Annotated in this window: 10 protein-coding genes; 3 read left to right on the top strand and 7 right to left on the bottom strand. The window is 66.3% G+C overall.

What is annotated here, in order from left to right:
• Nucleotides 1-44: 44 nt before the first annotated feature.
• The 3 genes from PGN27_RS25170 to pip are packed head-to-tail and all read left to right on the top strand — an operon-like array spanning nucleotide 45 to nucleotide 4,969.
• Nucleotides 45-3,362 carry a bifunctional diguanylate cyclase/phosphodiesterase gene (locus PGN27_RS25170; protein ID WP_335328552.1) on the top strand — a complete coding sequence of 1,106 codons (3,318 nt, stop codon included), beginning with the start codon at nucleotides 45-47 and terminating at the stop codon, nucleotides 3,360-3,362.
• A gap of 59 nt (nucleotides 3,363-3,421) precedes the next feature.
• On the top strand, nucleotides 3,422-4,045 hold the full coding sequence (locus PGN27_RS25175; RefSeq protein WP_335328553.1) for a flavin reductase family protein: 624 nt from the start codon (nucleotides 3,422-3,424) through the stop codon (nucleotides 4,043-4,045).
• 6 nt (nucleotides 4,046-4,051) lie between these two features.
• A complete protein-coding gene (gene pip, locus PGN27_RS25180; protein WP_335328554.1) occupies nucleotides 4,052-4,969 on the top strand; it encodes a prolyl aminopeptidase in 918 nt (305 codons plus the stop codon).
• A gap of 8 nt (nucleotides 4,970-4,977) precedes the next feature.
• On the opposite strand, the gene PGN27_RS25185 is transcribed toward pip, so the two are convergent.
• The 7 genes from PGN27_RS25185 to PGN27_RS25215 form a co-directional block, all read right to left on the bottom strand.
• Nucleotides 4,978-5,346 carry a SpoIIAA family protein gene (locus tag PGN27_RS25185; RefSeq protein ID WP_335328555.1) on the bottom strand — a complete coding sequence of 123 codons (369 nt, stop codon included), beginning with the start codon at nucleotides 5,344-5,346 and terminating at the stop codon, nucleotides 4,978-4,980.
• 33 nt (nucleotides 5,347-5,379) lie between these two features.
• The gene (gene fdxA, locus PGN27_RS25190) at nucleotides 5,380-5,733 is read right to left on the bottom strand and encodes a ferredoxin (protein WP_335328557.1); all 354 of its coding nucleotides are present in this window, start codon (nucleotides 5,731-5,733) and stop codon (nucleotides 5,380-5,382) included.
• 75 nt (nucleotides 5,734-5,808) lie between these two features.
• Nucleotides 5,809-7,149, bottom strand: a complete 1,341-nt coding sequence (locus PGN27_RS25195; RefSeq protein WP_335328558.1) for an NtaA/DmoA family FMN-dependent monooxygenase — start codon at nucleotides 7,147-7,149, stop codon at nucleotides 5,809-5,811.
• Complete coding sequence (locus PGN27_RS25200) at nucleotides 7,142-8,293, bottom strand: LLM class flavin-dependent oxidoreductase (RefSeq protein ID WP_335328855.1); 1,152 nt, start codon at nucleotides 8,291-8,293, stop codon at nucleotides 7,142-7,144. Before PGN27_RS25200 ends, PGN27_RS25195 begins: the two co-directional genes overlap by 8 nt.
• Before the next feature lie 75 nt (nucleotides 8,294-8,368).
• Nucleotides 8,369-9,463: an oxidoreductase gene (locus tag PGN27_RS25205; protein WP_335328559.1), complete on the bottom strand. Its 1,095-nt coding sequence runs from the start codon at nucleotides 9,461-9,463 to the stop codon at nucleotides 8,369-8,371.
• Between the two features lie 42 nt (nucleotides 9,464-9,505).
• Nucleotides 9,506-9,631, bottom strand: a complete 126-nt coding sequence (locus PGN27_RS25210) for a hypothetical protein (RefSeq protein ID WP_335328560.1) — start codon at nucleotides 9,629-9,631, stop codon at nucleotides 9,506-9,508.
• Between the two features lie 64 nt (nucleotides 9,632-9,695).
• Nucleotides 9,696-12,068, bottom strand: a complete 2,373-nt coding sequence (locus PGN27_RS25215; protein ID WP_335328561.1) for a phosphoketolase family protein — start codon at nucleotides 12,066-12,068, stop codon at nucleotides 9,696-9,698.
• Between the last annotated feature and the right edge of the window lie 20 nt (nucleotides 12,069-12,088).

The raw sequence follows: 12,088 nt of genomic DNA on the forward strand, positions 1-12,088 counted from the left end.
GGCGCGCATGCTGATAATTGACGCTTCCGACAGAAAACGGTGTGATGACGCGACGCGCACGTTCGGCGACGATCATGGTCGTCTTCGCGATGATCTATGCGCTGGCCATCGCCGCGGGACGGGCGACCCGGCTGGCCGGTAGTGAGGTCGCGCTGGCGTGGCCCGCGGCGGCAGTGGCAATCATCTGGCTGCTCGTGGTGCAGAGACGTGGACCGTGGGAACGCGGCGTCCACCTCGCGGCCCTGGCGGTCGTCACCTACGCGGCCAATCTGGCCACCGGCGCCCCACATGGGGTGGCCGTCTGGTTTGTTCTTGTCAACGTCACACTCGCCATGGTTACCGTGCGTCTACTCCAACGCCGGGGCGCCACGGCGGTACTGCGTGACCCAGCGGACCTCGCGCACGTGGTCGCGGCGGTGGCCGGTGGCGCGAGTTGCGCGGCGGTGCTGGCCACGGTGTACTTCGCTGCGAACGACGATATTCAGGTCTGGGAGACCTTCTCCCTGTTTCTCGTGCGGAACGCAACGTCAGCTCTGCTCGGGGTGTCCATCTGGCTGCGGCTGCGCGACGTGGTGTGGCGGCGCCCAAGGGTCAACGCCCGTATGGCCGCCGAAGCGGTGGCCATCGCAGCGGTCGTCACGGTGGTGTTCGTCTGGACGTTCTGGGTCAACACCGGTGCGTCACTGGCCTTTCTGAGTCTCGTGCCGGCAATGTGGCTGGCACTGCGCTACAGCACCACGGTCAGCACGGTCTTCCTCGCCCTGGCCGGGACGTGGATCATCTACGCGACGCTGTCGGGCCGGGGAGGCTTCGCGGTCGCCCACCCGGACACTCGCGCACTGTTGGCCCAGACGATGGTGTGCACGCTGACCATCGTGACGCTGGCGCTGGCGCTGTACCGAGACTCCCGGGCGCGACTCATCACCCAACTGGAAGCCGCACGCGACCGGGCGGACCGCGACTCGCAGATGCTGGGCGCCGTTCTGGATAGCATCCATGACGGTGTGGTCGTCGTTGCCCCGGACGGAAGTGTCGTGCTGGAGAACGCGCGGGCACACGATTCGCACCTTGTGCCGGATGTGTTGTCCGCCGCCGAATTGCCGGAGCTCGCGTCCGGCGAGAGTGCCCTCGCACCCCGCGACATCGTGGTGTCGTCGCACGACGCCCGGGTTGTCGAGTTGACCGCGTCACCGCTGGCGGATCTGTCGCGGCACACGGTCATCGCGTTCCGTGACGTGACCGACGAACGCAATAATGCGGATGATCTTCGGCAGACGCGTGATCTGTTCGCCAGCGTCTTGCAGGCCGCGTCGGAACAAGCGATCATCGGTGCGGACCCTTCGGGGCGGATCACCGTGTTCAACAACGGAGCCGAGCGGCTGCTCGGCTGGAGCCGTGCAGAGATGATGGGCCGTTCGCTGCTGAGCATCCATCGTCTGTCTGAGATCCATTCCCGTGCAGCCGAGTTGGCTGTCCCGGCCGGCTTCGAAGTGCTCACCAGACTGGTCGCCCCGGATCGTGCAGAAGTCCGCGAATGGACCTACGTCCGGCGCGATGGTGCTTTCGTCCACGTCAGCCTCGCGGTATCGCAGATGACAGACCCGGACGGAGCGTGTACCGGATACATCGCCGTCGCAACAGATATCACCGAGCAGGACGCCGCGAAGCGCGCGCTGGCCGAGAGTGAAGAGCGATTCAGGCTGGCCTTCGACACCGCTCCGATCGGAATGTTCTTGTTCGATGTCGGGAATGGATCGGCAGGGCGTATCACCCGGTGCAACCAGTCGATGGCGAATCTGCTCGGACGGCGTCCGTATGAGGTGCCCGGGATGCACGTCACCGATCTCTGTGATCGTGAAACGGCCTCGTATGCAGAGACTTTGGGTGGGCTGCGCGACCTCGGGCTCGGCGACAAGTTCGAAGCCGAGGTGGCTCTGCGTCGGGCGGACGGCTGTGTCGAGTGGGGTTCGGCCTCGGCCTCCGTCATCGCTCCCGACGGAACGACGCCGTACGGCATCTGCATGGTCGAGCACATCACCGCACGAAAGGAGGCGGAGGCCGCCCTGCAGCACATGGTCTTGCACGACCAATTGACAGGTCTGGCCAACCGTGGGTTGTTGATGGAACGCGCGGACCGCGCCCTGGCCAGCGCCGCAGATAAAGAGGGCGTCGGCGTGGGCGTGATCTTCCTGGATCTCGACGACTTCAAGGCGGTCAACGACACTTGGGGCCACGGCGTCGGAGACGAGGTCCTGACCTTGGTGGCTCGACGGATCCAGTCCGTGATCAGGTTGGACGACACCGCCGCGCGGCTGGGTGGGGATGAGTTTGTGGTGCTGTGTCCCGATATTGCCGATGCGGAACAGATACGCAGGGTGGCGCAACGAATCCGCGCTGAGGTCAGGATGCCGATACACCTGTCAACCGGTCACGTCTTCGATCAGGTGTCGGTCAGCGCGGGTGTGGCGATGTCGCGGCCTGATTCCACGGCAGAGACACTCTTGCGGCGCGCGGACGAGTTGATGTATTCGTCCAAGCGCCAAGGCAAGAACCTCATCACGTTGGCGAGCCGATCGGACAAGACGACCACGATGGTGGCGTCGCAGCTGATCTCCGAGTTGGGGCGTGCAGTGCGCGGCGGAGAACTGGTCGTGCACTTTCAGCCGATCGTCGAGCTGTCCACCGGCCGCTACGCGGCGATGGAGGCATTACTGCGGTGGGAACACCCAGAGCGTGGTCTCCTGCTGCCCGACGTGTTCCTCGATGTCGCGGAGCATTCGCCTCACATGCCGGCGATCGGCCGCTTCGTACTGAACGAGGCCTGCCGCCAAGCCGCTCAGTGGTCAGGGTCCTTGGCGTCGGCGGCCATCCACGTCAATGTGTCCGGGCGGCAACTCGAGGTCGGCGATCTGTACTCCGATGTCACGAACGCATTGATCCAATCGCGGCTGACGCCGGACAGGCTGGTGTTGGAACTGACGGAAACGTACGCGGGGCGCATCGCCCCGTCGGCCAAAGCCGATCTCGTACGGTTGTGGAAAGCGGGCGTTCGTATCGCCATCGATGACGTCGGCACCGGGTTCAGCAGTCTGTCGAAGATCGTCGATCTACCGGTCGACATCGTGAAGATCGACAAGCAGTTCATTGCCGGGTTACCCGATGACGCGCGGTGTGCGGCCATCACGCAGGCGGTGTTGAGTTTGGGGGAGACCCTGGGCCTGTCGACCATCGCCGAAGGTATCGAGACGGCGACGCAGCGCGAACTGCTGATGGATTGGGGCTGTGTGCTCGGCCAGGGATTTCTTTTCGGGCGCAGCGCAAGCATGGACGGCGATGACACCGGTGAGCTGATCACCGGGTGACCGATCGTAGATCGGTAGGGTTTGGGGGGTATCGACGCAACTTCCGAGAAGAGGGTGCCGTGGCCGGACCAGAGGCCCATTTCTATCTGACCGCCGAGGGCACCGGGTTGCCGCACGACCCCTTCAACGCCATCGTGGGGCCCCGGCCGATCGGTTGGATCTCCACGGTCAACGCCCATGGTGTCCGCAACCTGGCGCCCTACAGCTTCTTCAACGGATTCAACTACCGGCCGCCGATCATCGGGTTCTCCTCGGTCGGTTGGAAGGACAGCGTCGCCAACATCGAGGCGACCGGAGAGTTCGTCTGGAATCTGGCCACCCGGGAGCTGGCCGTGGCGATGAACGAGACGTCGGCATCGCTGCCCCCGGACGAGGACGAGTTCGTCCGCGCCGGGTTGACCGCCGCACCGTCACGCACCGTGGCCGCGCCGCGGGTGCTGGAAAGCCCGGTCAACTTCGAATGTGCACTCACCCAAATGATTCAGCTCCGCGACATCGCAGGTGATCCCGTCGACACCTGGATGGTGCTCGGCCAGGTGATCGCGGTGCACATCGACCGCCAGTGGCTGGTCGACGGGGTCTATGACACCACGGGTCCACGGCCGATCCTGCGCGCCGGCGGCCCGGCCAGCTACTCCGAGGCCGGTCCCGACGGGGTGTTCACCATGGAACGGCCCAACTGATCGATCATGGGACTGCTCGACGTCGGCGAGGGTAACCGGATCTTCTGGGAGCGGCGCGGTAATCCGGATGGTCCCACCGTGCTGACCGTGCACGGTGGCCCGGGCAGCGGCCGATCGCGCACCGCGCACAAGACCTTCGACGACAACCACTTTCAGATAGTGTCCTTCGATCAGCGCGGCTGCGGGGACAGCCTGCCGCATGCCGCCGATCCGGCCACCGATATGAGCGTCAACACCACGTGGCATCTGATCGCCGATATGGAGAAGCTTCGCGAGCACCTCGGCGTGCAACGCTGGCTGCTCTTCGGCGGCTCCTGGGCCTCCACGCTGATCCTGGCCTACGCGCAGCAGTACCCGCAGCGCGTCGGCGGCATCATCCTCATCGGTGTCACCATGACCCGGCCCGCCGAGATCGACTGGCTCTACCGCGGCCTGCGACTGCTGCTGCCCGCGCAGTGGGAGCGCTTCCGCGCCGCGGTACCGGCGCCGATGCGCGACGGCAACCTCGTCGAGGCCTACCGGCAGCTGATGGAAAACCCCGATCCGGCGGTGCGCCACAGCGCCGCGCACGAATGGTGCACATGGGAGGACGCCGCGATCGCCCACGAGCACGCGGGCGCGCCCGGGCAGTACAGCGCGAAACCCGATGCCGCGAAACTGGCGTTCGTGCGCATCTGCACGCACTATTTCGCCCGGCACGGTTGGCTGGCCGACGGTCAGTTGCTCCGCGATGCCCACCGGCTCGCCGGCATCCCCGGGGTACTCATCCACGGCCGGTTGGATCTGTCGGCCCCACTGCTCACCGCATGGGAACTCGCCCGCGCCTGGCCGGATGCCGAACTGGTCGTCATCGAGGACTCCGGGCACACCGGTAGCCCGGCCATGAGATCGGCCATCGCACAGGCGGTCTCACGCTTCATGTAGTGGGTCGCTCAGCGCGCGGCCCATTCGGCGGCCCGGTCGAGCTCGTCACTGCCGAACACGGCCAGCTCGCCGGGGACCATCCAGCCGATGGCATGCATCGTATGGCGTATCCAGTCCTTGTCGGACACCACGGCGATCCGTTTGAACGCCGAATGGTGTTGCAAGAGCGCGCCGAAACCCATCTTCAGGTCCTCGGTCAGCCCGCCGGGGCCGAACCCTTCGTAATCCGGGTCGATCACCTCGACGATCCGGATCTCGGCGGCCTTGCCGAGGTCCGCCATGACGGGTCGGAACTCGCGCAGCTCCTCGCCGGAGATGCGCCCGGAGACCCGGATCCCGGTGACGCCGGCGGGCATATCGGTCAGTATTTCGATCATGGCTCCATGATGCCCCCGCCCGGCGCGGAGGGGTCAGTGCGCGGGCACGTCGCGTGCGGGCATCGCGGCCACCAGCGGGGTGTCGACACCGACGCGCCCCACCGCAGCCGCCCCGCCCGGCGAGCCCAGGGGACCGTCGCGGCCCGGCAGCACCGTCTCGAAGAATGCCGCGTTGTCGGCCATATAGGGCAGCTCGTTGTCGTCGAGGTCGCTCTCGTAGGCGATCGCGTCAACCCGGCACGCGATGCGGCAGGCACCGCAGTCCACGCACTCGTCGGGATTGATGTACATCGACCGGGCGCCCTCGTAGATGCAGTCGGCCGGGCACTCGGCCACACACGACTTGTCCATCACGTCGATACATGCCGATCCGATCACGTAGGTCATGGTTCGACCGTAGAAAACTCCTGTCACCGGCACCGGAGTCCAAGGGCCGCACTCGGCAGGGACTTTGGTCCCTTTCTAGCCAGTCAGTCCCAGGTGTTCGCGCAACGTGCTGCCCGTGTAGTCGGCGCGGAACACCCCGCGTTCCTGCAGCAGCGGCACCACCGTATCGACGAACGGGTCCAGTCCACCCGGGGTGACATGCGGCACCAGGATGAAACCGTCGCTGGCATCGGCCTGCACCAGTGTGTTGATCTGATCGGCCACCGTCGCCGGCGACCCGATGAAGTTCTGCCGGCCGGTGACCTCGATGATCAGCTCCCGGCTGGTGAGCCCCTCCGCCTCTGCTCTGGCACGCCACTCGTCGGCAACCGCCACCGGGTCGCGGTGCATCCGCACGCTGGCCCGGCCCCTGGCGATGGTGTTCTCACCGACGACCGGATCCACCGAGGGCAGCGGCCCGTCCGGGTCGTGGTCGGACAGATCGCGATTCCAAAGCTGTTCGAGGAATTTGATCGCCGTCGCGGGGGAGACCTGCGCCAACCGCACCTCGTGGGCGATATCGGCGGCCTCGGCGTCCGTATCACCGAGCACGAACGTCGCGGCGGGCAGGATCAGCAGCTCGTCGCGGCGACGACCGTGGGCGGCGAGCCTGCCCTTCACATCGGCATAGAACGCCTGCCCGTCGGCAAGGGTGCCGTGCCGGGAGAAGATCGCATCGGCGGCACGGGCGGCGAACTCGCGGCCGTGATCGGAATCGCCGGCCTGAAAGATGACCGGGCGACCTTGCGGACTGCGCGGCACGTTGAAACGGCCGGTGATGTCGAAATGATCGTCACGATAGGCGAATCGGCCGGCCTCGCCGGTGGACAGGAACGTCCCGGTCGTCTTGTCCGCGATGATCTCGTCACCGCGCCACGAGTCGAACAAGGTGTGCGCGGCCGCCAGGAAACTCTCCGCGCGTGCGTAGCGCTGGTCCTCGGCCAGGAACCCGCCGCGCCGGAAGTTCTCCCCCGTGAAGGCGTCCCACGAGGTGACGACGTTCCACGCTGCCCGCCCACCGGACAGGTGGTCCAGCGACGCGAATTGGCGTGCCACCTCATAGGGTTCGTTGAACGTCGAGTTGATGGTGCCGGTCAGCCCCAACCGGTCGGTCACCGCCGCCAGCGCGGCCAACACCGTGAAGGTGTCCGGTCGGCCGACCACGTCCAGGTCGTAGATCTCGCCGCCCTGCTCACGTAACCGAAGCCCTTCGGCCAGGAACAGGAAGTCGAACTTGCCGCGCTCGGCGGTGCGCGCGAAGTGTGCGAATGAGGCGAAGTCGATATGGCTGCCCGATTTCGGATCGCTCCACACCGTCGTGTTGTTGACGCCGGGAAAATGTGCGGCAAGGTGAATCTGCTTGATTGGCTTACTCATATCCGCCCTGACGATGTGCGTACCGATTTGCCGGGCGGGACAGTCCGAACCGCTCACGCAGGGTGGATCCGTCGTAGCTGTCCCGGAATGCCCCGCGGCGCTGTAGTTCGGGAACGAGCCCGCCGGTGATCTGGTGCAGGTCGTCGGGTAGCGCCGCCGGCCGCAATCGGAAACCATCGGCGCCCGCGGTGTCCCATTGGCCCAACAGGTCGGCCAGTTGCGCGGGTGTTCCGACGAAAACCTTTGCATCGCTGACATATTCGCGGCCCAACAGCTCATCGAGCTGCGCGCGGTGCGCCGCGGCGGCGGTGGGCGTATCGCCCAGGAACACCACCAGGTCGGCGATGATTCGCACGGCGGTGGCCCCGGCCGGCCGGTGTGCGGCGATCGTATCGGCGATGGCGGCGATCTCGTCGGCATGGTGCGGGGTGATGAAGCCCAGATCGGCACCGGCGGCGACCAGCCGGTAGGCCGGGTCGCCGTGGGCGAGTGCGGCGACCGGTGGCTGACCCTGGGGCGGGCGAGGAGTGATCGACGGGCCCTTGACGGAGAACCAGGTGCCTTCGAAGTCGATGTAGTGCAGCTTGTCGCGGTCGATGAACCGTCCGGTGGCGGCGTCGCGGATCTCCGCGTCGTCCTCCCAGCTGTCCCAGAGCCTACGCAGCAACTCGACATGGTCGGCGGCTTCGGCCATCGCGTCGTCGGCGACCACGCGGCCGAAATGGCCCACCGATTCCGGGTTGGACGAAACCTGAACGCGGACACCGGCACGACCCGCGCTCACATAGTCGAGCGTCGCGATGGCCTTGGACACATGGAACGGCTCGGTATGGGTGGTGATGGCGGTCGGGATCAAACCGATGTGGCGGGTCGCAGGAGCCACCCGCGCCGCGATCTGCACGGCATCCAGGCGCCCGCGCAGCCGGTCGGTGCGGGTGTCCGGGCGGAACGGGTGATCCGACTGCAACGCCAGGCTGTCTTCGATGGTGACGAAATCAACCATCCCGCGTTCGGCCTCGGCCACCAGTTCGGTCCAGTAGCCAGCGGTGAGCACATCGATGGGTCGGGCGTCGGGCAGACGCCACGATGCCGGGTGCCAGCCGGTGCCGTCGAGGGCGATGCCCAGGTGCAGCGGCGCCACGATTCTGCTCACACTCTCAGTCTGCGCGGGCGGACGATCGTGGCAAGGGATCTACGCAGCCTGATTCGCTCCACTCGGTCATGCCAACGCTGCCAACGCCTTCGCCGGGTCGTAGCCGGCGAAATCGGCCAGTGTGCCCTCGCGCAGCCGGTTCACCCACGCCGGATCGGCCAGCAGTGCTCGGCCCACCGCCGCGATATCGAACTCACCGGCCTCGAACTGGGCGACCAGCCGATCCGCCGAGTCGGGTTCTATCAGTTGGCCGGGCTTCTCACTGCGGAACTGGGTCTGCAAGCCCACCGAGCCGACCGCGATGACCGGCAGCCCGGTGATCTTCTTGGTCCAGCCGGCCAGGCTGAGCTCGCTGCCGGAATCGGCGAACGCGGGCACGTAATGGCGACGGGTCGACGGATGGAAGACGTCCACACCGGCGTCTGCCAGCGGCGTCAGGATCGCCTCGAGTTCACCCGCATCGGCAGCGATGGTGGCCGAGTAGTCGGCGCCCTTCCACTGCGAGAAGCGGAAGATGATCGGGTAGTCGGGGCCGACGGCTGCTCGCACCGCGGCGACCACCTCGGCGGGGAATCGGGTCCTGGCAACCAGCGATCCGCCGTAGGAGTCGGTGCGCTGATTGGTCTTCTCCCAGAGGAATTCGTCGATCAGGTAGCCGTGCGCGCCGTGGATCTCGATCGCGTCGAAACCGACATCGCGTGCCGCCACCGCGGCATCGGCGAAGGAGGCGGCCACCGAGACCAGTTCATCGCGGTGCAGGGCCCGGCCCTTCGGCTCGCCCTTACCGTTGAGCCCGGACGGGCTGACCACCGTCACACCATCGGAGTCGCTGCGCTCGGCGCCTTGGTGCCACAGCTGCGCGGCCACCGTCCCGCCCTCGTCGTGTACCGCATCGGTAACCCGACGCCACCCGTCGAGCACCTCGGCGCCGGCGATGGTCGGGACCGAGGTCGGGTGGCCCGCGGCCGGATCGGGAAGGCGGACACCCTCGGTGATGATCAGACCGACTCCGCCCGCCGCTCGGCGGCGGTAATACTCCGCGACATCGGCGCCGGGCACGCCACCGGGTGAGGCTTGCCGCGTCATCGGCGCCATCGCGAAGCGGTTGGGCACCGTCAGCGAGCGAACGGTCAGAGGTGTGAAGAGGGTGTCGACGCTCATGGATCGATTCAACCCATTGTCCGACCGCGGTAATCCCGAGGGTCAGCGATTGGCGACAAGGAGCACTATTGCTGCGATGGTGAGCAGCACGGAGGTGACAATCGGGACGAGGACCCAGTTGCGCATGGCGTCGGGCCGAGGAGAGTTGTTCTTTGCCGGTGTCGGCATCGCGGTATTCCTTTCGGTCGACCGGATGCAAGTATTGTTACCCGTCCCGCGAGATGCGAAAACGTCAGTCCCACCGCTCCCAGGTCCATCCGGTGATCGACGGGTGATCTTCGCCATGTTCCCGGGTGTACAGACGCGCCTGAAGCCGTGCGTCCACCATCTCCTGACGTAGCCCGGCGGCGTTGCTGCCCAGGCCCTCGACACGGTCGATGACGTCGATGACCAGGTGGAAGCGGTCCAGATCGTTGAGCATCACCATGTCGAACGGGGTTGTTGTGGTCCCGCGCTCCTTGAAACCCCGAACGTGAAGTTGATCATGATTTGCGCGCCGGTAGGCAAGACGGTGAATCAGCCACGGATAGCCGTGGTAAGCGAAGATGATCGGCTTGTCGGTGGTGAACAGCGCATCGAACTCGTGGTCGGACATCCCGTGCGGATGTTCGGAATCCGGCTGCAGGCGCATGATGTCGACCACATTGACCACCCGCACCTTGAGGTCGGGCAGTCGGCGGCGCAGGATATCGGCCGCGGCAAGGGTTTCCAGCGTCGGGATATCGCCCGCGCAGGCCAACACCACATCGGGTTCGCAGTGCCCACCGGTCGTGGTGCTCGCCCACTCCCAGATGCCCGCCCCGCGGGTGCAGTGCGCGACGGCCTCGTCCATGGTCAGGTAGTTCAGTGCGGGCTGCTTCCCGGCCACGATGACGTTGATGTACTGCTTGCTGCGCAGGCAGTGGTCGGCCACCGACAGCAGCGTATTGGCATCGGGCGGCAGGTACACCCGCACGACCTCGGGCCGCTTGTTGGCGACATGGTCGATGAACCCGGGATCCTGGTGCGAGGCGCCGTTGTGATCCTGGCGCCAGACATGGGATGTGAGAAGGTAATTCAGCGAGGCGATGGGCCGACGCCAGTCGACATGATTGCTGCTGGACAGCCATTTGGCGTGCTGGTTGGCCATGCTGTCGACGATGTGGATGAAAGCCTCGTAACAGCTGAAGAAGCCGTGCCGTCCGGTCAGCAGATAGCCCTCCAGCCAACCCTGGCACATGTGTTCGGACAGCACCTCCATGACGCGGCCATCGGGCGCCAGATGCTCGTCGTCGGCGGATTGCTCTGCCTCCCAGACCTTGTCGGTCTCTTCCAACACCGCCGACAGTCGGTTCGACGCGGTCTCGTCGGGTCCCATCAGGCGGAAGTTGTCGGGATTGGCGGCGATCACATCGCGTAAGAACGTACCCAGCACCCGGGTCGCCTCGCCGGTGGCGGCGGCTGGGTTGGGTACGTCCACGGCGTAGTGCGCAATCGGCGGTAGGTCCAGCTCACGCAGGAGCACACCGCCGTTGGCGTGCGGGTTGGCGCTCATCCGCCGGTCACCGACCGGGGCCAGGGCACGCAGCTCGGGGCGCAGTGCACCGGATTCGTCGAACAACTCCTCGGGCCGATAACTGCGCATCCAGTCCCGCAGCGCCTCCAGGTGTGCTGCGTTGGTCCGCGTTTCCGACAACGGCACCTGATGCGAACGCCACGTGCCCTCGACCTTCTTGCCGTCCACCTCGTGGGGCCCGGTCCAGCCCTTCGGGGTCCGCAGGATGATCATCGGCCAGAGTGGACGGCCGGTCTGACCATCTTCGCGTGCCGCCCGTTGGATGGCCGCGATCTGGTCGAACGCATCATCGAGTGCGGCCGCCAGCTGACGGTGCACATCGGCGGGATCGTCGCCGGCGACGGTGATCGGGATATAGCCGTAGCCACGCATCAGCGCGTCGAGTTCCTCGTCCGGGATGCGGGCGAGCACCGTCGGGTTGGCGATCTTGTAGCCGTTGAGATGCAGGATCGGCAACACCGCGCCGTCCCGGACCGGGTCGAGGAACTTGTTGGAATGCCAGCTGGTGGCCAACGGCCCGGTCTCGGCCTCACCGTCTCCGACCACGGCGGCGACGACCAGGTCGGGGTTGTCGAAGGCTGCGCCGAACGCATGCACCAGTGCGTAGCCGAGCTCACCGCCCTCGTGGATGGAACCCGGCGTCTCGGCGGCGACGTGGCTGGGGATACCGCCGGGAAAGGAGAACTGCCGAAACAGCTTCCGCAGACCCTCGACGTTCTCACCGATGCCGGTGTACACCTCCGAATAGGTGCCCTCCAGGTAGGCGTTGGCCACCAGTCCCGGGCCGCCGTGCCCGGGGCCGGTGATGTAGATGACGTCGGCGTCACGCTGCCGGATCACCCGATTCAGGTGCGCGTACAGCAGGTTCAGACCCGGCGTGGTACCCCAGTGTCCCAGTAGCCGCGGCTTGACGTGCTCGGGTGCCAGGTCCTCGCGTAGCAGCGGATTGTCCAGCAGATAGATCTGGCCGACGGACAGATAATTCGCCGCCCGCCAATACGCGTCCAGCGCGGTGACTTCGTCCTCGGTCAGGGATGCGGATGCCGTCATGTTCCAGGCCTACCACGACT

Origin of the sequence: Mycolicibacterium neoaurum (genome assembly GCF_036946495.1) — a bacterium.
In the GTDB taxonomy this organism is placed as follows: domain Bacteria; phylum Actinomycetota; class Actinomycetes; order Mycobacteriales; family Mycobacteriaceae; genus Mycobacterium; species Mycobacterium neoaurum_B.

What these genes read in the sequence shown, in the direction of transcription:
- PGN27_RS25170 (WP_335328552.1), top strand. Translation starts at nt 45, where the DNA reads ATGACGCGACGCGCACGTTCGGCGACGATCATGGTCGTCTTCGCGATG.
- pip (WP_335328554.1), top strand. Translation starts at nt 4,052, where the DNA reads ATGGGACTGCTCGACGTCGGCGAGGGTAACCGGATCTTCTGGGAGCGG.
- PGN27_RS25185 (WP_335328555.1), bottom strand. Translation starts at nt 5,346, where the DNA reads ATGATCGAAATACTGACCGATATGCCCGCCGGCGTCACCGGGATCCGG.
- fdxA (WP_335328557.1), bottom strand. Translation starts at nt 5,733, where the DNA reads ATGACCTACGTGATCGGATCGGCATGTATCGACGTGATGGACAAGTCG.
- PGN27_RS25195 (WP_335328558.1), bottom strand. Translation starts at nt 7,149, where the DNA reads ATGAGTAAGCCAATCAAGCAGATTCACCTTGCCGCACATTTTCCCGGC.
- PGN27_RS25205 (WP_335328559.1), bottom strand. Translation starts at nt 9,463, where the DNA reads ATGAGCGTCGACACCCTCTTCACACCTCTGACCGTTCGCTCGCTGACG.
- PGN27_RS25210 (WP_335328560.1), bottom strand. Translation starts at nt 9,631, where the DNA reads ATGCCGACACCGGCAAAGAACAACTCTCCTCGGCCCGACGCCATGCGC.
- PGN27_RS25215 (WP_335328561.1), bottom strand. Translation starts at nt 12,068, where the DNA reads ATGACGGCATCCGCATCCCTGACCGAGGACGAAGTCACCGCGCTGGAC.